Consider the following 25,533-nt stretch of genomic DNA (forward strand, 5'->3'; position numbering starts at 1 on the left):
TCGTCGGCAGCGTCAGATGGGTATAAGAGACAGGGGGTCGGGGATTGGGATTTTAACGCAGAGGCGCAGAGAGCCAAAGTATGAAGTATGAGGGATGAGGGATGAAATTATAACTGGATTGGAATTTGAGCTGAGTAGCATAGAGGAATAATCAAAACAATCTGTGCAATCTGTGGCTAAAATAGCCTTTGTGCCCTTCGTGGATCAAAAACTTAACCTTGATTGATGGATAGAACTTGGTACGACTGTAGCCAATAGCCATCAGCCTATAGCCTCACCATGGAATAACAATGCAACGATTTTTTGCAACAATCGATAAATATGCCAAAACGCTGCTTGCAATAATGATTGTAGGCTATGTAGCGATTTTCGCGACCTTATCGTGCCTGAAACTGGCTTGGTTTCGCCAAGGCTTCGATATGGCTGGTAATGAGCAAACGATTTGGAATACGCTGCATGGCCGGCCATTTCAAATCTCGGTCTTTGCCATGATGCGCTACGATTTTGATGATGGCCCAGTATTATTGCAATTGCCTTTAGCCTTATTGTATGGCATTTATCAATCGCCATATACTTTATTGGTTTTACAATCGATTGCCTTGGGAATTGCAGCATGGCCGTTATATTTGATTATTCGTGATCTGCTACCAAAACCATGGCATGCCTTAGTTGTTGCCGCAATCTATTTATTACACCCTACCACACAGCATATTAATATGTATGAGTTTCAATTGCGCTCATTCATGATTCCGTTTGCGCTGGCAGCGTTACTCTATTTGCGTCGCGAACGTTTAGGTTTGTATTGTTTATTTCTGTTTTTAATGATGTGTACCAAAACTGAGGCTGGTTTTACATTAATCGCCTTTGGTTTGTATGCAGCATGGCAACGCAAGCCTTGGAAATTTATTGCCTTTCCGTTGGTGCTGGGGCCGGCGTGGGTTGCAGTGGCTTTGGGCATAATCGTGCCAGCCTTCAGCGAGGGCGATTTCATTGCTGATATTTATAGTTATGGCAGGCTTGGCAAAACTGTTGGCGATGTGATCACGACGATGCTGACCAACCCAGCCCTTGCCTTCAGCGTCATGACCGAGCCGCCCAAACTTAAATATTTGTGGCAATTGTTTGGGCTTGGCGGATTTTTGGCTTTGCTCAGCCCAACCTTGTTACTGGCCTTGCCAGTCTTGGCACTCAACTTGATCTCGCCCAACGCTGTGCAATTTAGCCTCAATTATCAATATGGCTCGCTGGTGTATCCATTTTTGATTGTGGCAGCAGTTGAAGGCTTGCTCAATCTGACGCGCTGGACGATTCGCAACCCACAATGGCGCGAACGAGCAGTGCATGGCGCTGTACTCGGATTATTATTGATTGGAATTATCGGCAATTTGACCCTGAATAATGTGGTAAAAACTGCCTTGGGCAATCGCGAAAATCCTACGCGGACGGCTGATGCACGGGCAATTTTGGCCCAAGTGCCTGATGATGCTGCCGTGGCTGCCAGCACCTTCCTTGCGCCACACCTTGCCCAACGTCAAGAAATCTACTTCTTCCCAGGCAACAAATCGTATCCCGCCGAATATATCGAGCGCGCCGAGTATTTGGTCGTTGATCGGCGGCCACCAGGCAATAGCTCGGTTACGCGCGCTGCTCTCGATAAATATTTGAATGACCCTGCGTGGGTGATTGTGGCCGAGGCTGGCGATTTTGCCTTGCTAAAACAGCAGTAACCGAAACAACGAAGAACACGAAGGTCATGAAGAGCACGAAGGAGAAGGTTATGGGCTAGTGGCAGTTGGTTGGCGGGATAACTATTTGAGCGAGAACAACCAACCGATCCCTAGCCCCTGACCCCCGATCCCTCAAACAAATAAGGATAGATAGATGAATATTCTGATTGTTGGGCTAGGCGGAGTAACCGCAACCTTTCGCAACTGGCCAGAGCGAATTGTGGCCTTAGGTTTGGCCCAACGTGGACATAGTGTCCGCGCAATTGGTACCCATGATCCCAAACGGCCTGCCTTGGCTGCGCGCCACGAAATTATCGAGGGCGTAACAGTTCAGCGGGTGCGTTCGGGCTATGCGCCAAACCACGAGTTACAACAAGCCTTGGAGCAAGGCCCCAAGCCAGATCTGATTCATTTTATGCATCCGCGTAATGTGTTAGCAGCCCAAACTAGTGCTTGGGCCAAACGCCACAAGATTCCAACGGTTTATACATGGCTCGGGCCGTATCATGATGCCTATTTGGTCGATGATCGGGAGCGGCCATTCGAAACGACGATCCATTATCAACGGCCAATTTGGACGAAACAGCAATTTTGGCAACGCATCAAATCAGCCCGCTCGTGGCGAACAATGCGCGATCATCTGCGCAATTGGCGGTTGCACCGCCCGTTGTGGGAAGCTGATCACCTGATCCCTTGCTCGCAATTTGAGGCCGATGAGCTGAAACGCATGGGCTTGCAACAAGCTTCAAGTGTTATTCCGCTGTGGATTGATGATTCGGCGATTAGCACCACGCCAGATAGCGTGCCCGACCTGAGTGCCAGCCGCCCTTGGATTTTGTTTGTTGGCCAATTGACTCCGCGCAAAGGCTACGATTTGGCGCTGCGGGCGATGCCAGCAATTTTGCAGCAACACCCAAATGCCAATTTGCTGATGGTTTCGGGCATCAACCATGCTGAGCGTGCAGAAGTTGAGCGCATCGCCCAAGAACTAAATATTCAGCAACAGATTCATTTTTTGGGTCGGGTCGATGATGCAACTTTGGTCAATCTGTTTCGCCATTGCGATGTCTATCTCACGCCGACGCGCTACGAAGGCTTTGGCTTGACCTTGCTCGAAGCCATGGCTGCTGGAGCACCCTTGGTTGCTAGCGATATTCCGGTGGTTAATGAAATTGTGCGCCATGGCCAAAACGGCTTATTGGCGGGCTACAACAACCCTGAAGCCTTGGCAGCAGCAGCAAATTTGATTCTTGGTCAGCCGCGTTTGGCCGCCGCGCTACGCCAAAATGGCCAGCAAACATGCGAGGTATGGTATAATCCGGCCCGATGGACGACCGCTTTAGAGCAGGTCTATACGCGAGTAATCAATGAGCACTAAGATCGACGAAACTAGCTATTTTGCACCGCAGGTCAGCAAATCCGACCGCAAAATTGCCGTGCAATATCGCCGCATGTTTGCCTTTGGCGGCTTGGCCAAGCGCTTACCCGCAGGGCCAGTGCTTGATGTTGGCTGTGGCGCTGGCCCAGGTTTGCGCTATATTCGCAGCCGTGGGGCAATCGCAATCGGAGCCGACCCCAGCATTTATGCCTTGCGCGAAGCGGCAAAACTGATTCAAGTCGATCTGGTGCAGATGGATGCTGCGCCGCGATTTCCGTTTGCCGACCAAACCTTTGGCATGGTGCTCGCCAACGAAGTGATTGAGCATGTGCCCGATGGGGTCGAATTTCTGCTCGAATGCGCGCGCGTGCTCAAACCTGGCGGCATGGTCTTTTTGACCACGCCCAATCTTTGGGATATTCGGCGGGTGTTAGCGCCCTTGGTTGGCAAAGTTTGGTCGGGCGATACCGACCCAACCCATATTAATTTGTATACCCCTTGGCGCTTGCGGCAAGATCTCAAAACCGCAGGTTTCCACCAACCACGGATCAAAACTGGCTTTAAACCAATTCGCTGGTTGCCACCACATCGCAACCCGCTTGCTATTCCCTACCCACCATTGATCGGAAATGGGATGGTAGCCACTGGAGTACGTTAAGTGCAATCGAACAAACCGCAGCGAAGCCTCACGAGTGAGGTTTGGAGCGCAACGCTTTGGAATACGCTGCTGTTTCCAGCCCGCTTTTTAGTTGGCATCATCACAAGTGTAATTTACTACGGGCGGCTTGCACCTGAGCAGGTCGCTTTGATTTTTCTCTTGACAAGTTTGGCCGCCTCGATTGGCACCTACGCCGATCTTGGCATCGAACGCAGTTTGCCGCGCTTCATCCCCGAAGTTGAAAAACGCCAAGGTCGCCAAGGCGTTTTGCGCTTTTTGTGGCGCATGATTGGGCTTAAACTGGCGATTATGGCTGTGCTGGTGCTCGGGCTGAATTTGCTAGCCCAACCCATGGGCAATTATCTGATCGAGCAGCAACGGCAAGAGATTGTCGAAATCGAAACCCAAATTAGCACGCTGCAACAGCAACCAGCCACGCCCGACCAAACAAGCAAACTCAGCAAATTGCAAAATCAACGCACTGGCACGCTTAGCGTAATCGATCAGATTGAGAGCCAGAGCCACTGGTATATGCTGGTGGTCAGCGCCTTGTTGATTTTGGGCGCGCTGTTTGATGTATTTATGCAGTTTTTGACTGCCTACTTCAAACAACGGGCTTGGAATCTGATTACCCTCGTAACGACCTTGCTCCAGCCAATTTTGGTAACGATCTTCATTTTGCTGGGCTGGGGCATTACTGGGGTCTTGATTGGCTTAGTGCTTACGCCCTTGGTTAGCGTGGTAATGGCAGCGTGGCAAGCAATCCGTGCCAGCCGCGAGCTTTCGAATACTGGCGATGGCGAAGCTGCTGACCCAGCCTTGCCCAAGCGTTTTGTCAAATTTGCCGCCGTCTCCTATCTCATGCAAATCACCACCTGGGTCTATGATATTCAGTTTGTGACCTTGTTTACGGTAACCCAGCTTAGCCCGCGCGATGTGGCAATTTTGGCGTTTGCCTACAAATTTGCCAAAGATTACCTTGGCTATATTTGGATGCCGCTCAACGGCGTGATGACTCCGCTGCTTTCGCGCATCAAATTGCGCCGCGATCCGCAATCGTTGCAGGATGCCCATGGTGGCTTAGCGCGCATGATTTGGTTGTTGATTGTGCCAGCAGGCGTGGGTTTAGCGCTCTTAACGCCGCGCATGGTGGCGGTGCTGTATCCACTGTACACCGATGCTAGCAGCCTCATTATTGTGTTTATTGCCTTTACCTTTGGCGAATCGTTGCTGAGCGTGCCGCATAATGTGCTGATGGTTTACGAGCAATATCGGGCGGTGATTATTTCGCGCTTGTTTGCTTTTATCAGCGTGCCGTTGGTGTTTTTGCTCTTGCCGCGCTATGGCATGTTGGGCGTGGCGATTGCAGTTGGGGCGGTGCGAGTTGCCACGCGGGTCATCACGCTCTATTATGGGTGGCGCAATTTGGGGCTGCAATTGCCATGGCGTTTTTGGTTGCGGGTTTGTGCTGCCAGCGCCAGTTTTGCAGTCGCATTGTTTGGCTTGATGCAACTTTGGCCAATGCCTGAAGCTGCTGCTAGTTGGCAATCCAAAATGATCAACCTCTTGCCGCTGATGCTGTTTGCAGCGCTTGGCGCAGGTTTATATTTGCTAACCTTGCGGCTGCTCGGCGGGCTTGATCCAGCTGAGCGCGAGCGTTTATTGGCCATGAAACTTCCATTCAAGGGCGTGCTTCGGCGCGTATTATAGCTATGCAGCGATTTAAACGATATTTGCCATTGGTGCTGATCGCCATGAGCGCCATTATTTTTTTGCTTCCAGCAGCTCGGCCAAGCATCAATGTGGCCATGGGCAGCGAAGGCGAGTTTTTGGTTGAAGGCCAAACCCAAAGCTTTCGCAATTTCTATGGCTTCAAAGAAGTTGAGCGCACCGAGCAAGGCACCTTTCGCTGGACAGGTGGCCGAGGTAGCATTGCGTTTCCATATTGGGAAAACGTTGAGGCTCCGCTGCAAATTCGCATGTTGATTTGTGGCTGTCGCACCGATGGCCAAACCATGCCCTTGACCGTGACGGTCAATCAGCAACGGCTGCTCAAGCTGACGCTGAGCAATCAATGGCAATGGTATCAAGTGCAATTGCCCGCCAACCTGACCCACCCCGACCACGATATTCTGCTGGATTTGACCTCGGAAGAATGGCAAAGCCCTGATCAACGCACGTTGGGCATTGTTGTTCAAAGTATCCAAATTGAAGCATTGGCGGCGCAACCAGCTCAAGCGTTGTGGGCTTGGCTTGGCTTGGCGCTTGGGCTAGGGCTGATGGTGCTGTGGGAAATGCCCTTTGGCTTTGCATGTTTGGTGTTTGGGCAATGGCTGTTGGGCTTTTATGGCTATCAGCCGCAATTCTTGCCCAAAGGCTTTTTACTCACGAGCTTGGTCTTGGCCAATGTGCTTGGTTGGCAGAGCTTGCGCAAGTTGCCGCAGCTTTGGCGTTGGATAGCCCTGCCAATTAGTAGCTTTTGGCTGATCAGCAGCCCGCAAATCCTTGGCTCGTGGATTTTGGACGATGCGTTTATTTCATTTAGGTATGCAGCCAATTTGGCCAATGGTCATGGCTTGGTCTTTAATTTTGATGAGCGCGTCGAGGGCTTTACCAACTTTCTCTGGACATTGCTCAGCAGCCTGACGATTAAACTTGGAGCCGACCCAATTTTGGTGACCCATGCGACCAATTTGCTTTTGGGCATGGTGATTGTGCTATTGAGTTTGCAGCTGGCGTATCGCCTGCATCAAAGCGCTTGGATGGCCTTGGTAGCCCCCTTGATGTTGCTCAATTTGCCCTTATTGTTGTATACGAGTTTGGGCAGCGGTATGGAAACCGCGCTGTTTTGCGCTGGCATTCTGGCCACAGTTTTGTTGGCAATCAATCAGGCTTGGGTGTATGCAGCTATCACCACGACGCTGACAATTATGATCCGACCAGATGGCATTCTTTTGGCGGGCATTATTGGTTTATTGGCAATTTGGCAAAGCTGGCGGGCTAAGCAATGGCAACCATTATTGCGCTATGCTGGCATTTTGACCCTAACCTTTATTCCATATTGGCTGGCGCGCTGGTGGTATTATGGCTATCCATTGCCCAATACCTTTTATGCCAAAGTTGGCGGCACGGCCAAACAAGCAGAACGCGGCATAAACTATTTTATCGATTTTAATAGCAGCTACTATTTGGGCTGGCTTGGTTTAGGGCTTGGGCTGGTGGCAAGTGGGCTACGTTGGTTTCGCAGCAAACAATTGCCGCTTTTGGCCATCGTAACTTGGGCGATTGTTGGGTTCTATACCAGCTATACCATTAGCGTTGGCGGCGATTGGATGCCTGGCTATCGTTTTATGGTTGCAACCGTACCTTGGTTTGCGCTGTTGGCGAGTTGGGGCATCAGCGAGCTATGGCAGTATCGGCGCTGGCTTGGGGCTGGGGCAATTGTGGCAACCACTGGCTTGTTGGTGTTGTTGCTGCAACCATTACGCCAAGACCGCCCCTTGACGATTGGCTCGGCTGCTTGGTACGAAACCGATGTCGTCAATCGCTATCGTGAAGTTGGCTTATGGATTAACGATAGTACGCCAGCAGACACGACGCTGACCGTCACCGCAGCCGGCGCAATTCCCTATTATGCAGAGCGCACAACGATCGATGCCCATGGCTTGACCGACCTGCATATTGCGCATATTCCGATTGATCCGAGTAAGGCTGGCAAGCCCGGCCACGAAAAGCAAGACCCCGATTATGTGCTGCGTGAGCGCAAACCAAGCCTGATTCCATGGGTTGCAGCGCCGATGTTCACCAGCCATCCATTGTTTGAGCCAAACTATCGCCTGATCGAAGCAAGTGGCTCCGAAGGTCGGGGCATTCGCATGTTTGTTCGCCGCGATAGTGGCCTATTTGAGCAATAACTATGAATATTTCTGTTAAAGCAATCCGTGGGTTGATCATTACAGTCAGCGTTTTTGGCCTGCTCTTGCGGCTCATTTTCGCCTTGTTGCCCTTGCAAACCCATTTGCTAGTGCTCGAAGATGATGCTTGGATGGTCACGGCCATTGCCCGCAACTGGGCGCTGGGCCAAGGCATTACCGCCGATGGCATGACCCCAACTAATGGCTTCCATCCGCTCTATCCCTTGACCTTGGGCGCGCTCCCGTATGTTGTAGCACCAAATAATTTGGCCTTTGGCTTTACGGCCAATTTGGTGATTTGCGCCTTGCTGGCAAGCGCCGTGATGTGGCCATTGTGGCATTTGCTCAAACATTGGATGAACTGGCAAGCTGGGCTTTTTGGCTTGGTGTTGTATGCCTTGAACCCAACCCTGGTGCGGCTTACCGTTAACGGCATGGAAACCTCGATGGCCTTGTTGATGTGGGTCACGACCTTATTGGTCGCGGTCAAAATCAAGCCCGAGAAGCTGAGCCATAATTTAGGTTTGGCTGCGCTGACCGCCGCCATGATTTTAACTCGCTTAGATGGAGCCTTGTTGTTTGCCTCGATTGCAGCAGCACGCATGATTTGGGCCTTGCGAGCCAAGCGTTTGCGTAGCGAATTGCCAATGCTTACCACCTATGTTGTGGTGACATTCGGCTTGCTCGTGCCCTATTTTTGGCGCAATTTGACAGTTTTTGGCTCGTTTTCGCCAAGCAGCGGCAAAGCCTTGACCTACTTGCACAGCTACGTCAACTCCTATGCAATCTCGAATGGGATTGATGGCTGGTATGTGAATAGCGCAATTTCGATGGAAGTATTGGGGCGTTCGGTTGCTGGCGCAGCAATGTGGCTGGCGATTTTTGGCATTTTTGTGGGCTTGTGGGTTGGTCGCCAACTTTGGCTTGGCCTGCCGCTCTTGCTCTATCTGCCAATTCCCTTGGTGTACTATGGCTATATGATGCAGCAAGACAATCCACGCCATTTTGTGCCTTGGTCGCTGGCGGTGATTATTTTGCTGGCTTGGGCTTTGGCGGCGATGCTGCAACGCCTGCCATCAATTAGCTATTTGGCTGTGCCAGCAATCATTGCGGGTGTACTTGTGGTACAAACACTCGATAGCTCGCAGTTTTGGCGTGAGAAAGAAACCGCACCCAGCCAATCGCAACCAACCATGTATCAAGCAGCCTTGTGGATGCGCGATAATTTGCCTAACGATGCCTTGATTGGAGCCAAAAATTCGGGCATTTATCAATATTATTCAGGCCATCATGTGCTCAATATCGATGGCAAGTTGAATAACGATATTCTCGCAGTCTATGATCAACGGCGCATGCTCGATTATTTGCGCGAAAAAGGCGTGACCCACTTGATCGATCAAGAGGGAACCATGGCCGATCATATTCAGTTTTATAGCTATCAATTTGGCGAACGGCCTGAGCACCGCGTGCCAACAACCCTGACCCAATTTAAAATTTATGGCCAATTGCTGCTCAGCAGTTTGGGTGTGGCCGATAAACCAGTGCTCGATCGGCGCGATGGCTTTGTGCCAAATCAGCCGTTTAGCAGCATTACCACAGTGATTCAGCGCTTCCAACGCCCAAATGATAGCAATAATCCAATTGCCATCTTTGAACTTAATTAAAAAGGATTTATAGTTATGGCACGTTATTTGGTAACTGGTGGAGCAGGCTTTATTGGCTCGCATTTGGTCGATGCCCTGTTGCAACGCGGCGATAGCGTGCGGGTTTTCGATAATTTTTCAACTGGCTATGAGCATAATCTAGCCCATTGTATTAATGATATTGAATTGGTGCGCGGCGATTTGCGCGATGCAGCGGCGGTTAGTCAAGCAGTGGCTGGCTGCGACGTGATTTTCCACGAAGGCGCGTTGCCCTCAGTGCCACGTTCGGTCAGCGACCCGCTCACGACCGATGCGGTTAATACTGGTGGCTCATTGCATATTTTGCAGGCAGCGCGACAACATGATGCGCGGCGGGTGGTTTTTGCAGCTTCATCGTCGGTCTATGGCGATACGCCAACCCTGCCCAAAGTCGAAAGCATGGCCATGAGTCCCAAATCGCCCTATGCAGTGAGCAAAATGGCTGCCGAAAGCTATTTGAAGGTTTTTCACCATGTTTATGGCTTAGAAACGGTTGGCTTGCGCTATTTCAACGTGTTTGGGCCGCGCCAAGACCCAACTTCGCAATATTCGGGCGTGATCGCTCGTTTTATGACGTTGGCTTTGCAAGGCGAACCCTACACGATGAATGGCACGGGCAACCAATCGCGCGATTTTACCTATATTGCCAATGTGGTGCAGGCCAATTTGCTCGCAGCGAGCGTGCCAGCAGCAGCTGGCAACGTGTTTAACATTGCTTGTGGCGTGCGCGTTAGCCTCAACGATATTGTGGCGCTGCTAAATAAATTGGTTGGCAAAGACTTGCCAGTGATCTATGGCCCAGCCCGCACTGGCGATGTTGAGCATTCATTGGCCGATATTAGCGCTGCCCGTGAGGTCTTAGGCTTTGAACCAAGCATCGATATTGAAACTGGCATTGCTCGCACGCTGGATTGGTATCGCACTCAGGGAGCCTAAATTCAATGCGCATGCTCTACTTCACCACTGCCTACAACGCCGCCTTGCTCGATCGGGTGCATGAAGAATTTTTGTTACGCTGGCAAGAACTTGGTCACGAAGCCTGTATTTTGGTACCCGACCCAAACCGCGAGCGCCAAAGCCGTTGGTTGGTTGAAGCAGGGGCAATTAAGGTCTATCGGCCAGCGGTGAGCATGCTGCGCAGCGATCGGGTGCTGAATAATCTAGGGCGGCGCTTAACTGAATATAGCTACTTTTTCAGTTTGCTGCGCGATTATCTACACTTTTTGCGTCAACACCCAGAAATCGAACTGATTCACGTTGAATCGGTGTATCCATTGGGAGCGATTGCGGCGATAGCTTCGTTAGTTGATCGCCGACCATTTGTGCCAACAATTCGTGGTGGCGACTTAATTGCTGATGATTCGATTAGCTATGGTTTTGCGCGCTACAAACGGGTGCAAGCTTTGTTGAAATTGACCTTTGCGCGCGCAGCGGCAATTCGTTCTGTTTCGCCAAGCGCCAGTGCCATGGCTAAGCAATTTGGCTGCCCTGAGCAAAAAATCATCACGATTGGGCGCAATATTCGTGATGAATACTTCGAGCGCGATCAGGCAGCGTTTCGGGCCGAAAGTCGGGCTTGGTTACGCCAAGAATACCCAGCAATCGCAGGCCGCAAAGTAATTGTGGCAGCAGGCCGCTTGTTGCCAGTCAAAGGCTTTGACGATTTGATTCGGGCTATGGTTGGTCTACCACAGGCTGTAGCATTGATTTGCGGGCCAAATCGGGTTGATGAAAAACTTGGCGATTATGGCGATTATCTAACGCAATTGGCCCAAGATTATGGCGTGGCTGATCGTATAATTTTAACTGGCGGCATTCCGCGTGAGCAAATGCCCCAGTATTTTGCCGCAGCCGATGTGCTGGCCGTGCCATCAATTATCGAGGGCGGCAACCGCACAGTTTTAGAGGCCGCCACGCTGGGAGTGCCGTTTGTGGCAACGCGCAGTGCTGGCACACCAGAGTTTTTTAGTGCCGCAGCAGGGATTAACATCGATCCGCATCGACCTGACCAGCTGTGGGCTGGCTTAACGACAATTTTAGCCGAACGCAGCGAACAAGCCCAAGCACGGAGTTTGCGCTGCCAACAAGAGGCCCAACAATTCTATTCGCCCCACGTAGCCCAGCGATTAGCCAAGCTGTATGCGGCAATTTTAGCGAAATTGCCAATATCAGGGAACTTTTAGCTAATCTTCATCTTTTAACCTACTAAGGACGTTGAATTTACGTTGACAGAATCAACAGCATCGTGCTACGCTCATGAACTGCAATACACCAATCAATGTTGTATTCATTCCAAACTCTCACCAGAACTTAGGAGGAGTTCAATGCGACGAAATATTATGGGTTCCTTGTGTGGGCTAGTTTTGCTCACAACCACGTTGAGTGCTTGTGGCGCATATACCAGTGCTCAACAAGGGTCATTAGGCGAGCTACCAACCGCTCCGCCAGCGCCAACCTATGCGCCATTGCCAGCAGAGGTCGTTCCAGCAGCGCCCGCCATTGAAAATCCAAATAAGGCTCCTGAACTGTTTAGCAGCAGCTTTGACACTGACCTCAGCCAGTGGCAAGTGGTCGACGTTTGGATGAACGCAACCGAAAAATCCAAATGGGAAGTTAAAGAAGGCCGCGTTGAGCAAGTAACTGGGCCTGAAGGCTGGCCAGCAGTTGCGCCAACCGCCTTGGTTACTGGCGATAAAACCTGGAGCGACTATAGCATTACCGCCCAAGGCTATTCATGGGGCAACAGCGTCATGGGCTTGGTTGGTCGGGTTAATGAAAATGGCTTTTATGTTGTTGCAGTGCGCCCAGTTGGGGCCGAAGGTGGCAAAACCATCACCTTGCAACGCTATGATAGCAAAACCGAAATCTTTACCCAACTGGCGGAAACCAGTGACAAAGGTTGGAACTTGAAGCAATGGACAACCCTTGGATTGAGCTTTAAGGGCAACACCATTACAGCTACCCTTGACGGAGTTCCTGTACTCGAAGCCCAAGATGATCAGTTCAGCAGTGGGCAAACCGGGGTTTATGGATTTGCCGAAGGAATGCTTACGTTTGATAATGTCATTGTTCAACAATAAGGATTCACAATGAAACCAATGACCTCGAAAAAATCCATAGGGTTACTCGGCATCTTAGTCGTAAGCCTGTTTGCTTCGATGTTAACTGCCAAAACCCCACCAGTTCAGGCTGCGCCGAACGCAGTTGGTTGGGGCACGGCGCAAGTTGTCGCCGCAGGTGCGCTCAAAAACTTGCACAGCGATGTTGCAATTGATAGCAACGGCAAAACCCACATTACTTGGATTCGGCTGGCGGCAAGCACATCCGATGAATCAGAAGTGCTCTATACCAACAACGTCAGTGGCACATGGTTAACCCCATATGTTGTCAGCGGTACTGCTGGCCACGGTGCTGATCCTTTTGTCTCAATGGCAGTTGAAGGGAATCGCGCCCACATCATCTTTATTTCATTTAGCGGGATCGCGGTTCACCGCTATCTCACCTTCTCAGGCAGCACGGTTGTGCCAAGCGTTGCAACCAACTTAAGCTCAACCAAAAGCTCAACACCTGAGATTATTACCGACAAAACTGGCCGGATTCACGCCTTCTGGGGTGACCGCCGCGCAGGCGCTACAGCGCAAATTGTGCACCGCATTTGGGCCAATGGCTCATGGGAATCAAACACTGGTCGGGTTGTGCGCAACGATGGTTCAAACCAAAAGTATCCTCGCGCAACCGCAACTGCCGATGGTCAGATTCACATGACCTTCCTTGGCGAAAACAAGTTCCCATACCAAATTTTTAATGGTACAACCTGGATTTCGGCAGGCAACCTTGATACTGGCAAAACCAAAATTGCAGCCTTGACCTCAAAGGGCAATACGGTTATTGCGGTGTATACCTTGGCTCCATCAACTCACATTGTGTACTACAAACAAGGGACCAATGGCAACTGGAGCAATCGGGTGCAATTGAGTAGTGGCGCAAGCTACGATGAATTCCCCGCTGTTACCTACAACGAACAAACTGACCGCGTGTATACAACCTGGTTGAGCGGGCCTGGCGACACAGCCCAAGCCTTGGTTGCCCAAGAAATCAACCCAGGCATTAGCTTCGCGCCAGTTCAAAAGATTGATTCGGCGATTGTTGGTCGCGCATGGCCCCAAATCGAAACTCGGGGCGCACGGGTAACCGCTGTATGGCATCATCGCACCGTCTCAAGCCAACCATTCAATGTTTATCGCATCGAAGGCAACACTGGCGGCTCAGACCAAATAACGCCTACGCCATCGATTACGCCAACCCCAACCCAACCACCAGTTGGTTTTACTTTGGCACGCAGTAGTGCTAGCCCAAGCACCAACCCTAACGTCACCTTGGCGATTTCAAACATGATTGGCAACCCCGACCAAATGCGGGTAAGCACCACTGCCTTTACACCTAACTCAGCGGGACCAAACTGGGAAGGGCTTAATACTGGCAAAGTTGTCAACACTGGCGCTGGAGTCAATTCTTGTTTGACAGCTGTTTATGTACAGTTGCGCAATAGCAGCAATGGCCAAATTTCGAATGTTCAATCGGTCAGCGCGGTAATCGACACTGGCATTCAAAGCGTACCGCAAATCTATACCATGGAAACGGCCCCAAGTGCCCGCCCAGCTAATTTGACTGAAGCTCAAGTGCAACCATTTGCACCTGATCGGGTTTCGGAAAAATATACCCGCAATATGACCTTTGCCTATACCATCGCCCAAGAAACTGGCGGTTGTTCAGGCATCAATCGGCATAAAGCAGGCCCATTTGCAGTCAACGGTTCAAGCTATCCATACAGCGGCTTCTCAGCCTTCGATAGCTTTGTGACTGGCAACGATAGCAACGGCACAGGCTTCGAAGAACAAACGGTTAATGCAACCGTGATTCTGACCGATACGCTTGGCATTCAAAGTGTCGTTAGCAAGCAATTCACCTATGATGATGATGCTCCAGTCTTGAGCGCTGGCGGTAGCATCAGCTTGCCAAATGGCGCAACCACCAACGTCTCGGTTATTCCGTTGAACTTCACAGCAGCAGTAACCGACGATGGCTATATGAATACTGCTCCAGCAGATAAGCGCTATTGGGGCGTATGGGCCGTCGCAACCACCAGCACCACCTTGCCAAGCCCGCAAGACTTCTTGCAATATGGCGATGTGATTGGGTTGGAAGACGGCGCAACCAGCGTCGACTATGTGCGCTTGGTCAATGCCTTAACTGGCACGCAAGCAGGCACACGCTATGTTCACCTGCGCTTCCTCGATGGAGCAGGCAACTACACCAGCAGCGGTTTGACTTCTGAGGCAATCACCTTGCAAGCAAACTACACTGGCTTGCCAAACTATCTCCCATGGGTTACCAAAACCCAGTAAATTACACCAACAGGGGCAGCCAATGGCTGCCTCTGTTCGTTTAACCCAGAACTACCACCCAACCCCTCAGGGCTGACGCAAATCGCTAAACCTCAGCTTGGTTGCGCAAAGTGCGCCACATTTGATCAATAGTGGTACTATTAGCCTGCTTCACGCAAGCTTGATGCTGGCGTAGCACTTTGATCATAAAGTTTTTCTACTATTGAGCTATCAAATGTATAGCTTTGTAAATTAACCTATGCGAATTGCTTATATTGCTTATCCAACCAGTTTGATGCTGGCCTCAGCCAATGCGATTCAAACCTGGACAACCTTACGCGAATTGCGCCAGCAAGCGCCCAATACGTTGATTATTATCCCGCGCTGGTTGCGTGAGCCAAGCCGCTTCAAAGAGGTCGGCGCAACCCACTTGCAACGCCCAGCAGTCGGCAAGCTTTCACGCTTTAAAAAATCCACCTTGTGGTATTACGCTGAGCGCAGTGTGTTTGCCGCCATGACTGCCGCCGTGGTTGCAGCCCAACGCTGGCGCGGCGAGCCGATCGATGTGGTGTATGTGCGCGAGGTGATTGCCGCTGGTTGGTGGGCCACAATCTGGGGGCCATTGCTCAAGATTCCGGTCATCTACGAGGCCCATGATCTCGAAAGCTGGAATCCGTCGCGGGCCAAAGAATCCTGGGTGCAGCCAGTGCTCAATTTGCTCGATCGCTTGACGCTTGGGCGCAGCGCCGCTGTGGCTTCATTAACCGATGATTTTCGCCAATTGTTGGCACGTTTGGGCTGGCGCAAACCAAGCGATGTGGCCGTCATTCCCGATGCCTTCGATGATTCGCTGTATCATCCAGCTGATCGCCAACAAGCTCGGGCGCAGCTTGGGCTGGACGCAACTGCACCATTAATTGTCTATGCAGGTATGACTTTCTCCTACCGTGGGCTTGATCGTTTGATTACGGCCTTTGCGCAGGTGCAGCAGGCTATGCCAAATGCTCAATTGTTGTTCATCGGTGGGCGGCCAGCAGAAATTGCCCAGTTCAGCCAGCAGGCCAACGATTTGGGGCTTGGCGCAAGCGTACGCTTCCTTGGTGCTCTGCCGCAAAACGCCACGCCAGCCTATTTACACGCCGCCGATGTACTGGTTATTCCCGATACAGTGACTGATGTAACGGCCTCACCGCTCAAATTATTTGAATATTTAGCGGTCGAGCGGGCAGTTGTCTTGCCCAAAATCCCAGCGTTGCGCGAAATTTTGCCTGAACAGATCGGGTATTATTTTGAGCGCGGCAATACCCAAGCCCTAGAGCAAGCCTTAAACGCCGCCTTGACCGACGAGCAGCGCCATGAGCGCGAGCAAGCAGGCCGTCAATGTGTGCAAGACCATACCTACAAGGCACGGGCTGGCCGAATTAAGCAGCTGTGTCAACAGATTAGTCAAAAAATCAACTAGCAGCATTGCTATTCACGAATGATAAGGATTGTATGCATCCCTTAGATCAACTTGTTGAAGATTATGGGCAGACGATGCCCGCCGAAGCCAAGCCAGCCTATTTTCGCTTGCATCGCTATCGTTTTCGGGCCTTGCTCCGCGCTTTGCCAGCAGCCCCAGCTCGCATCCTCGAAATTGGCACAACGCCTGGTACGTTTACCGGAATTTTGCGCCAAGCAGGCTACCAAGTTGCAGGCACTGATCTTTTTGTCCAAGATCGGGCTGAGCTTTGGCAAAAACTGAATGTTGAAGTTAAGTTTTGTAACCTCGACGAGCAGCCAATTCCCTACGCCGATGGCGAATTTGATGCGGTTGTGTTTTCCGAGGTGATTGAGCACCTAGCTGGCTCGCCGCTCAAGCCATTGGCCGAAATGCTGCGCGTGCTCAAGCCTGGTGGCCGCGTGATCATCTCCACACCCAATCAGTTTTATTTCAAAAGCCGCATGAAAACCCTTGGCGATGTGGTGCTCGCCCGCCCATTTGAATCGTTCAAGGAATTTACGCGCTCGATGCAGCTCGACGGGCCGCAGCGCTACTACAATCATAGCCGCCTCTACACCATGGCCGAATTGCGTTGGATGCTTGAAAAGGCTGGTTTCAGCGTGGCCAAGGAATTTTTTGGCGATGCTTGGGAGCGGGTCGGCATCGAAAAAGGCCGCATCTTGCGCCACCCGTTGCGGGTTGCCACCAAAGCTGGTTTGTGGCTGCTGACGAGCCTGCGGCCCGAATGGCGTTCGATGCTGCTGATCGTTGGCACAAAGCCCACCAATTGAGGACCAAGGCCCACCTATGAAGCGTCTTTTATCCCAAGCTGGGCCAGTGGTGATTGTGGCACTCTGGCTGGCCTTGCTGCCAATTAGTTTATTTCGGCTGTACGCCACCGACGAAGTGCAATACTTTGCCTATTTGCGTTCGGTCTATTTCGATGGCGATGTAGATTTTGCCAACGAATATGGCTATTTTGCCGATCTCGGCATGCAAAAAGATGATCCAGCGGTCTACAATGCCTTGCTCAAAGATCGTTCTAGCGATCCGCCGCTTAATCCCAAAACCGGCTTATATCGCAATGTTGCGCCAGTTGGCTCGGCTATTTTGTGGTCGCCGTGGTATGTTGTAACCGATGGGTTGGTTGGCCTTGGCGTATTTGGCGATGTGCCGCGCGATGGGTTTAGCCAGCCGTATATCATTGCAGTCTGTTTGGCTTCGGCCTGCTATACGCTCTTCGGCTTGTTGCTTTCCTATCGTTTGGCGCGGCGCTGGGTCGGCATGTGGGCAGCCACAATTGCTACATTAAGCATCTGGCTAGCCTCGCCGCTCATCTGGTATACCTATATTCAGGTGCCGTGGTCGCATGGCGCTGGCTTTGCGATGGTGGCCTTGTTTATCACCATCTGGCTTGGCCCCGCCGATCAGCCATTGCATGCCCAACAATCGCAGCGTTCATGGTTGCGTTGGCTGAGTTTGGCGATTGTTGGCGGCTTGATGACGCTTACTCGCGAGCAGCTTGGGCTATTTTTGCTCTTGCCTGCGGTCGAAGGTCTCATTGCCTATGCCAGCCTGATGCGCCAAGGTCAATGGCCTCAAGTGCGCCAACTATTGGCCAAGCATGTGTTTTTTGTGGTGATTTTTGCCCTGACATTAATTCCACAGCTGATCAGCTACAACATTCTGTATGGCCAGCCCAAGCCATCGGGCACGGTTTCGGGCAAATTAAACATCATCAGCTATAAATTTTTCCATACCTTGTTTGATCCACGGCGCGGGGCGTTTATCTGGCATCCCTTGCTGTTGGTCGGCTTGGCTGGCTTAATGTGGCTTTGGCGCAAAGATCGGCTGTTTGCTGGCTTACTTGGGTTAGGCTTATTTGCCCAAATCTATTTAAATGGTGCGTTTGGCTCGACATGGCACTTACAAGGCTCATTCGGCTTTCGGCGCTTGATCGAATGCACGCCAATCTTTATTCTTGGTTTGGCTTTATTGATTGAACGCATTCGCTGGCCCAAGGCAGCAATCGCCACACTTGCGCTGCTATTTATTGTTTGGAATGGCGGCTTAATCTTCCAAGCAGCAACTGATCGCGAAATTCGCGGGCCGGGCTTGCGTTGGAGCACAATGCTGGCCGATCAGCTCAAAGTGCCACAATTGGTTTGGCAAAAAGCCGACCAACTGCTGTTTAATCGCTGCGAAGTGGTTAAAAACTGCTAACATCAGGTCGTGATGGGATGCAGTCAAGCCACGCTTGGCATATGATACTATCCCAATACCAGATATTTATTCGCAAGTGGGAGCCATACCGATGGAACAATATCGTGTTCCGACCGACCAAGTGCAATTTTCTTGGCGGCGTTTAGATCGCTTTCAAAAATGGGCGATGATTACAACCATTGCCACCTATTTCTTGATTTTTGTTGGGGGAATTGTGCGGGCCTCAGGCGCAGGCTTGGGCTGCCCCGATTGGCCAAAATGCTTTGGCTATTGGATTCCGCCTGCGAGCGCTGACATGATTGCCCAGCATGGCTTCGATGCGAGCCAATTCAACCCAACCCTAATGTGGATCGAATATATCAATCGTTTGATTGGGATGTTGATTGGCTTCTTCTTGTTGATCACCACCTACCTGATGTTGCGCCACTATCGCAAATCCAAGCGGGTGTTTTGGTCAATTCTTGGCGCATTGGCCTTGACCTTGTTCCAAGGCTGGCTTGGTGGCAAGGTTGTGCACCTCGAACTCGAAGGCTGGATTGTGACCTTGCACATGGTTTTGGCTTTGGTGATTGTCGGCTTGTTGCTGTATGCAACGGTTTGTGCCTTCTTCCCCAATGGTAGGCCAATTGCCAATGTGCCAGCAGATCGCCGCACTGTTGCACGCTGGGGCCAAGCATTGGTTGGTTTTGGCTTGGTGCAATTGACCTTGGGCGCATTGGTACGCGGTCACATCGACGATGTTAGCTCAAAAATGAACATTCCGCGCAGCGATTGGGTCTCGCAGGTTGGCATCACCGACCCGTTGCATCGCACCGGAGCGCTGATTTTTACGATTGCGATTTTGGCTGCAACCTATGCAATTGTGCATAACCGCAACTTGCACCCGTGGATTCATCGCACCGCTTGGATTGCCAGCGGCTTGGTGTTGACCCAAGTTGCAGCAGGCATTGGCTTGGCTTATGGAGCTTTGCCACCACCGTTGCAAGCAATTCACCTGATTGTTGGCTCGTTGCTCATCGGCTGTTTGATGACTTTGGTCTTGCTGGCATATCGCTTGCCCGTAAACGCAAACACCAGCAACGAAGCCTTTGTGCAGGTGGCTGAAGCCAGCCATTAAACTAAAATATTGGTGATTCAAAGACACGCTTCGGCGTGTCTTTTGTGTATTCTGCTTTATAATCATCCGCAGGAACGCTGATCCTAAGAGATTTGAAAGGAACAGTGCATGCAACGAATTGGCTTGGCAAAAAGCACCCATCGAACGCTACGCTATCTGATCATCCTTGGAGTTTTGATTGTTGGAATAGCTGGCTATCAATTTAATCACGCTTCGGCGCAGCAAAGCCTGATGCCTGTTGCCATTAGCAATGGCTACCGAGCAAGCTATGATCTATCATTGCTCGATCGAGATTCAACCTATGTCATCGAAGGCGAAATTATTGAAATTGAAGCGAGTCGTTGGACAACCCCCGATGGATTACGCCCGCTCGATATGCAGCAACTGCAAACAGACCCTACTATCCAACTGCGCACGCCTATTCGGATTGCGATTGACAAGCTATATAAAGGCGCGCTTGATACACCAACCATGCTCTTCACACTGCCTGGAGGCTCGGACGATCAATATATTGTAAGCACAGAATGGGATATGCAGTTAGCCAAAGGCCAGAAGATTATCGTGTTTTTGAGTGTCGCGCCTGAAAAAGCAGGCCCATGGGCGCAAATATCACCATATTATCCCCAAGCGATCTTTAACCTTGATGAAACGAACAACCTTGAAGGCGCAACCAATAGCCTAGACTACGCTGATTTTAAAACGATCTATGGTAGCGGAATAGCGATTAATTGATCCTGCTGGCATATCGCTTGCCTGTAGGTTTTCGTACAATCGAGCATTGGCCCACGTTAATGGCAGCACTGCTCCGCTTCGGCGGTTTTATTGGGCATGATGGAGGATGGTTATGCAGGATTTACGCGCCAAAGCCGAGTTGGTCTATCGCGAGTTAGTGGCGTTGCATGGCTTTCAGCAACTTGTGCCCCGCCGCGAACCGATGCATGAGCTGATCTCGACGATGCTTTCGCACCAAACCACCGAGGCCAACGAAGAGCGCGGCTACCAAAATCTGCGCGCAACCTTCCCAACGTGGGAAGCGGTGATTGCAGCGCCAGTTGAAGCGGTGGCCGAAGCGATCAAGCCCGCTAATTATGCGCCAGCCAAAGCCAAAAATATCCAAGCAGCCTTGGCCACAATTCTGGCCGAGCGTGGCGACATATCAATCGATTTTCTGGCTGAGCTTTCGACCGAAGAAGCTATGGCTTGGCTCACCTCGTTGCGTGGTGTTGGTCCCAAAACCGCCTCATTGGTCTTGCTGTTTTGTTATAGCAAGCCAATTTTGCCCGTCGATACCCATGTGCATCGGGTGAGCCAGCGCTTGGGCTTGGTCAATGCCAAAACGCCCACCGAAGCCCACGAAATTCTCTGGGAATTGCTGCCCCACGATGCAGAATGGCTGTTCAATTATCATGTTGCGTTGCTGCGCCATGGCCAACGCATCTGTTTATTCAAAAACCCGCGTTGCAGCCAATGCCCACTCACCGCGCACTGTTTATGGTATGCAGCTCATCGAACTGAGTGATTTTGCGCCAACGGGAATTCCCTCACCCCAACCCCTCTCCCACTGGACGCGGGCGAGGGGCTTCTTCGATTCTGTAGGTTTTTGAATCTTGGTTAAACCGACATCGAGCCTATTCCTCCTCGCCTCGCTCTGCGGGAGAGGGGGCTAGGGGGTGAGGGAAATTTAAAGCCTTATTTCAGGGCTTTGACGACTTCCACGCCATTGGCGGCCATGTGGTGCAACGAGAAAACATGGTGAAAATCGCCAGGATGGGCATATAACCCAAGCTCGCTGGCTACTTCGAGCGGCGTGTCGTAGGTATCAACACATTCGGCGGGCAAAACTACCCGCCGCTGGACGTTGCGCGCATTGGCATCCAAGCGCAGGAACATCGCCAATTGATAAACACATAAATCCGAGCAATCACCAGTTACGATGTAGGTATCAACTTCGGGATGCTCAGCCACCCACGCTGGAAAACCAGTGCTCAAGGCAGCACTCAACGAGTTCTTTTCAAAAATCGTAAAGCTATCGGCAAATGGCAAGGCGCGCAATTCTGGCGCTGTGTCGGCTTCGCTGGTACCACGCAAACAGTGCACCGGAAACGCGCCGAATTCAACGGCATCGGCGGGATGCGCATCTTGGGGCAAGATGAAGTGGCGCACGCCACCAGCATGTGCCGTTTTGAACAGCTCAGCAATCGGCGCAACGATGCTTTGTACGCGTGGGCTGGATAACGCGCCATCGGTGCAAAAACCCACAATAATGTCCACACAGGTCACCGCCACCCGATCAGCGCCAGCAACCAACAAATCGTCGAGTGGCAATTCGGGCAAGTTGGCGTACCAGTTATCCAAATATTCCAAAAATCCTTGGCTATTGTTCGCAAGCATGAAAACTCCCTTTGAAAGGATGAAGGATGAGGGATGAATTATGAATGTTAAGAATTGGCTATTTCATCCTTCATAATTCATAATTTCTAATAATCGACTCTGAAAGGATGAAGGATGAGGGATGAAGTATGAATGTTAAGAATTGGCTATTTCATCCTTCATAATTCATCCTTCATAATTTCTAATAATCGACTGGCCGCAGGTAGTATTCGCCGATGGCGGTGCTAGAGAGCATGGCTGTGCTGGGCAAATGACGTTTCCAGTGGGTTGTATTGACGCGCCGTTGCACAATCGCCACTTCATCTGGATTAAAGCCGCGCGCAACCAATTGCTCAGGTCGATAGCCGCTCAGCAAATAGGCCAATACCCGATCAGCCTTGCGATACGAGATGCCAAAATCATCTTCATCGGTTTGGCCAACCACCAGATCAGCCGAGGCTGGCTTGTGGACAATCACATCGGGCACACCAATCGCTGAAGCCAATTCCCAAACTTGGGTTTTGAATAAATCACCCAACGGATTGACTGGCGGTGCATCGTCTGCATGCCACGTGTAATAACCAAACAAACGCTCGGTTTTATTGCCAGTGCCAATCGGAATGCAACCAAGTTTCTGCGATTGATCAAACAGCACGATCATGCGCGTGCGGGCCATCACATTGCCACGTCGCCGACCATCTGCATCTGGTTCAAAGGCCAAATAGCCATCAACTGCGTTGGTAATTTCGATTGTGCGCTGCTGAATGCCCAAATCATCAATCACCAACTGGGCGTGATCTAAGCTATCCGACGACGAGGTGCGATAGGGCATGCGCACGGCCAGTACATTTTCTGGGCCAAATGCCTTTGCACACAGATAAGTGGTCAAGGCCGAATCCACGCCGCCTGAAAGCCCAATCACAACTTGTTTGAAGCCGCGCCGAAAGCCGACTTCATCGCGCAGAAATTCGATGAGCCAATTAAGCGTAAGTTCGGGATTGATGCGCAATGGCTCGTCGCTATTTGGGTCGAAGCGCGGCGCAGCAATAATTGGGAAGCTTTGTTTGGCCACCGTTGCTTTGGCACGCTTTTCGCCTTCGCTATCGATTTTATGTTTGTGCGAGCTAGCATCGCTCAGCCCTTGCGAATCGCTGGAAAGCGCAGTATCCCAGGTGCTCTGGCGCTTTTTGCCTTCGCTAGCAGCGTTGACATCGCGCAAAATAAAGGGCAAACGTTCTTCCAAATCGGCCAGCAACGGCAAATCGGCCCGCGCCAAGGTCAAATCACTCAGATCAATATCGACCAGCATGACAGCTTCCGACCACAATGGAGCGCGTGCCCGTTCATCGGAGCGCGGCCCAACCACGACCGAGCCGCCAGCAAAGCCTTTACCGCCTTCAAAGCCAACAATTTGGCAAACTGCTAGGTACACACCATGCTCGCCAGCAATCTCACGAATCCGATCATCCCAGCGGGCAAGGTTGCTTGGACGATCTTCATTGGAGCCACGGGCAGGCGAGGCGCTGACGACATACAGCATTTGCGCCCCATCGAGCGCAGCGACTGTGCCGCTCAGTGAGTGCCACGCATCCTCGCAAATTAAGATTGCGACGCGCCCAAAGCGGGTATCGAAAGCGGCAATTTCGCGGCCAGCCTCGACAAATCGTGCTTCATCGAATACGCCGTAGGTTGGCAAAAATATCTTGCGATGCACATGGCCAATGCCTGCTAAATTGCTATCGCTGCCAAGCGTGGCGTATAAGGCGCTATTATAAAAACGCTCGCGCCAACGTTCATAAAAACCAACCACAATATCGAGCGCAGGAGCGTCGGCTCCACACGCTGCCAAATAGGTTTGCTGTAAATCGTGAAAGAGCTGGCCTGCGGTGAGAGCTTGTTCGCGCACGCCGCCTTCAAGAAAATAGCCAGTTAAGGCAGTTTCCGGCAACATCAGCACATCTGGTCGGCGCTCGTTGCTGCCAAATTGGGCGAATAATTCGCCAAGCCGCGCTAAATTCGCGGCATAATGCCCTTTGCGCGGGCGAAATTGAGCTAAAGCTAAAGTATACATAAACACCCCTGTTGAAAGGATGAAGGATGAGGGTTGAAGGATGAAGTAATCAAGCTTAATTCCTACTGCGATCAACCTTCAGCGTATCTAACTTGAGAATGAGCAAAGCAGATCAATGTTTGGCTCATACCTTGATTTAAGGCCTAATCTTGACTTTGAAAGCTGTTTCATCCCTCATAATTCATCCTTCATAATTTATCCCTCGTCCTTCTTTTTGGCTTCGCGATAGCGAAAAACAAAATCGCCTTCGATACGTGAATCGCGGAAACGATAGAGCCTGGCTGGCCGCCCACGACTATTGAGCAATTTACCAGTATCTTCGAGCAAATCCGAATCACGCAGCTTGCGATAGAAATTAGCTTTATCGAGCTGCTCGCCCAAAATTTCTTCATAAATTCGTTTGAGCTTGGGCAAGCTAAATTCCTTGGGTAGCAATTGAAAGGCCAAGGTGGTGTATTCAAGCTTCGAGCGCAAGCGGTCGATTGCAAAGCGCAAAATCTTTTCGTGGTCGAAAGCTAAATCCTTGGGCAATTCGTCGACAGGGAACCAGCGCACTGCATTCGATTCGTCGGAAACTTGCAGTGCTTGTTCTTCGGTGCGAATTAAGGCAAAATAGGCCACACTAATCACGCGGGTGCGTGGATCGCGCCCAGGCTCGCCGAAGGTATACAGCTGCTCCATATACACATCGTGCACGCCAGTTTCTTCTTCTAACTCGCGCCGAGCAGCCATTTCCAACGATTCATCCATGTTGACAAAGCCACCTGGGATGGCCCAATGGTCGGCGTATGGCCAGTGTTTGCGCTGCACCATCAGCACATGCAAGCGCCCGCTGCGCAAACCAAATATCACCACGTCGACCGTTACAGAAGGCCGCTCGTATTTTGTCGCATCGTAGTTTTCAGCAGTTTCGGTCATAGCTGCTCCTAATAGTGTTATTATGACACAAAGTATAAACATGAATGGAGTAGTTGTCAATAGGGATTATTAGAATAGGGATCAGGGGTCAGGGGCTGGGGATCGGTGACTAGACCTAACCCAACATCTTTACTAAAATCAATTGTTGCTCCAATAGCCCTCGTTCTCTGCGCCGCTGCGTTAAGCTTGATTCACGAAGCAAGAAACCACGAAGAACGTTTTAGCCACGAATTGCACGAATGACACGAAGGGAAAAAGGCTATCGGCTCTAGGCTATTGGTTTTTGACTTCATCCTTCATCCTTCATCCCTGCCGTTAGCCACAGATGCCACAGATTCGCTTGATTGCGGTTCCGATAGCCAACAGCCCATAATATCCCATAGCTGTACTGGTTCATTGCGTTACCAACCGCCTGATCCCCTCACCCCTCGCCCGCTCCTGTGCGCGGGCGAGGGGCTTTAATCGTGCGGTTCTGTCACGATGTGTGATACATCATGGTCGGCTCCTCCTCGCCCGCGTTCAGTGGGAGAGGGGGCTGGGGGGTGAGGGAACACGATTGCCAATCCAATCAACCAGTACATATAGCCAACAGCCCATAGCCCATAGCC

The 25,533-nt window shown here is 51.2% G+C and carries 19 protein-coding genes; 16 read left to right on the plus strand and 3 right to left on the minus strand.

Annotated features, from left to right (window positions below; translation table 11 throughout):
* Window positions 1-290: 290 nt before the first annotated feature.
* From C5S61_RS21595 to C5S61_RS21670, 16 genes are all read left to right on the plus strand, one after another.
* The gene (locus C5S61_RS21595; RefSeq protein ID WP_110518772.1) at window positions 291-1,727 is read left to right on the plus strand and encodes a DUF2079 domain-containing protein; all 1,437 of its coding nucleotides are present in this window, start codon (window positions 291-293) and stop codon (window positions 1,725-1,727) included.
* A 154-nt stretch (window positions 1,728-1,881) separates the two neighbouring features.
* Entirely contained in the window at window positions 1,882-3,105 is a 1,224-nt protein-coding gene (locus tag C5S61_RS21600; protein WP_110518774.1) for a glycosyltransferase family 4 protein, read from the plus strand.
* Window positions 3,095-3,763 carry a class I SAM-dependent methyltransferase gene (locus C5S61_RS21605; RefSeq protein ID WP_110518775.1) on the plus strand — a complete coding sequence of 223 codons (669 nt, stop codon included), beginning with the start codon at window positions 3,095-3,097 and terminating at the stop codon, window positions 3,761-3,763. Before C5S61_RS21600 ends, C5S61_RS21605 begins: the two co-directional genes overlap by 11 nt.
* The gene (locus tag C5S61_RS21610) at window positions 3,764-5,473 is read left to right on the plus strand and encodes a lipopolysaccharide biosynthesis protein (protein ID WP_110518777.1); all 1,710 of its coding nucleotides are present in this window, start codon (window positions 3,764-3,766) and stop codon (window positions 5,471-5,473) included. It abuts the gene before it with no gap.
* A gap of 44 nt (window positions 5,474-5,517) precedes the next feature.
* Complete coding sequence (locus C5S61_RS21615) at window positions 5,518-7,677, plus strand: DUF8728 domain-containing protein (RefSeq protein WP_124033483.1); 2,160 nt, start codon at window positions 5,518-5,520, stop codon at window positions 7,675-7,677.
* A gap of 2 nt (window positions 7,678-7,679) precedes the next feature.
* Window positions 7,680-9,341 carry a DUF8728 domain-containing protein gene (locus tag C5S61_RS21620; protein WP_110518781.1) on the plus strand — a complete coding sequence of 554 codons (1,662 nt, stop codon included), beginning with the start codon at window positions 7,680-7,682 and terminating at the stop codon, window positions 9,339-9,341.
* Window positions 9,342-9,356: 15 nt separating this feature from the next.
* On the plus strand, window positions 9,357-10,295 hold the full coding sequence (locus C5S61_RS21625) for an SDR family oxidoreductase (protein ID WP_110518783.1): 939 nt from the start codon (window positions 9,357-9,359) through the stop codon (window positions 10,293-10,295).
* Window positions 10,296-10,300: 5 nt separating this feature from the next.
* Complete coding sequence (locus tag C5S61_RS21630; protein WP_110518785.1) at window positions 10,301-11,542, plus strand: glycosyltransferase; 1,242 nt, start codon at window positions 10,301-10,303, stop codon at window positions 11,540-11,542.
* Window positions 11,543-11,683: 141 nt separating this feature from the next.
* Window positions 11,684-12,439: a 3-keto-alpha-glucoside-1,2-lyase-like domain-containing protein gene (locus tag C5S61_RS21635; protein WP_110518787.1), complete on the plus strand. Its 756-nt coding sequence runs from the start codon at window positions 11,684-11,686 to the stop codon at window positions 12,437-12,439.
* 9 nt (window positions 12,440-12,448) lie between these two features.
* Window positions 12,449-14,764 carry a hypothetical protein gene (locus C5S61_RS21640; protein WP_110518789.1) on the plus strand — a complete coding sequence of 772 codons (2,316 nt, stop codon included), beginning with the start codon at window positions 12,449-12,451 and terminating at the stop codon, window positions 14,762-14,764.
* Between the two features lie 238 nt (window positions 14,765-15,002).
* On the plus strand, window positions 15,003-16,205 hold the full coding sequence (locus C5S61_RS21645; protein WP_110518791.1) for a glycosyltransferase family 4 protein: 1,203 nt from the start codon (window positions 15,003-15,005) through the stop codon (window positions 16,203-16,205).
* A gap of 32 nt (window positions 16,206-16,237) precedes the next feature.
* On the plus strand, window positions 16,238-17,017 hold the full coding sequence (locus tag C5S61_RS21650) for a class I SAM-dependent methyltransferase (RefSeq protein WP_110518793.1): 780 nt from the start codon (window positions 16,238-16,240) through the stop codon (window positions 17,015-17,017).
* A gap of 16 nt (window positions 17,018-17,033) precedes the next feature.
* Window positions 17,034-18,449 (plus strand): glycosyltransferase family protein, encoded by a 1,416-nt coding sequence (locus C5S61_RS21655; protein WP_110518795.1) that lies wholly within the window; start codon window positions 17,034-17,036, stop codon window positions 18,447-18,449.
* Between the two features lie 91 nt (window positions 18,450-18,540).
* Window positions 18,541-19,566 carry a COX15/CtaA family protein gene (locus C5S61_RS21660; RefSeq protein WP_110518797.1) on the plus strand — a complete coding sequence of 342 codons (1,026 nt, stop codon included), beginning with the start codon at window positions 18,541-18,543 and terminating at the stop codon, window positions 19,564-19,566.
* A gap of 108 nt (window positions 19,567-19,674) precedes the next feature.
* Window positions 19,675-20,298, plus strand: coding sequence for a hypothetical protein (locus C5S61_RS21665; protein ID WP_110518799.1), 624 nt, complete (start codon window positions 19,675-19,677; stop codon window positions 20,296-20,298).
* A gap of 112 nt (window positions 20,299-20,410) precedes the next feature.
* Window positions 20,411-21,085: an endonuclease III domain-containing protein gene (locus C5S61_RS21670; protein ID WP_110518801.1), complete on the plus strand. Its 675-nt coding sequence runs from the start codon at window positions 20,411-20,413 to the stop codon at window positions 21,083-21,085.
* 170 nt (window positions 21,086-21,255) lie between these two features.
* Here the strand turns inward: C5S61_RS21670 and C5S61_RS21675 are convergent, their stop codons facing one another.
* The 3 genes from C5S61_RS21675 to C5S61_RS21685 form a co-directional block, all read right to left on the minus strand.
* Window positions 21,256-21,957 carry a cysteine hydrolase family protein gene (locus C5S61_RS21675; protein WP_110518803.1) on the minus strand — a complete coding sequence of 234 codons (702 nt, stop codon included), beginning with the start codon at window positions 21,955-21,957 and terminating at the stop codon, window positions 21,256-21,258.
* A 181-nt stretch (window positions 21,958-22,138) separates the two neighbouring features.
* Complete coding sequence (locus C5S61_RS21680) at window positions 22,139-24,007, minus strand: NAD+ synthase (RefSeq protein WP_110518804.1); 1,869 nt, start codon at window positions 24,005-24,007, stop codon at window positions 22,139-22,141.
* 195 nt (window positions 24,008-24,202) lie between these two features.
* Complete coding sequence (locus tag C5S61_RS21685) at window positions 24,203-24,925, minus strand: NUDIX hydrolase (RefSeq protein WP_110518806.1); 723 nt, start codon at window positions 24,923-24,925, stop codon at window positions 24,203-24,205.
* Window positions 24,926-25,533: the final 608 nt, after the last annotated feature.

This window comes from Herpetosiphon llansteffanensis (assembly GCF_003205875.1).
In the GTDB taxonomy this organism is placed as follows: Bacteria; Chloroflexota; Chloroflexia; order Chloroflexales; family Herpetosiphonaceae; genus Herpetosiphon; species Herpetosiphon llansteffanensis.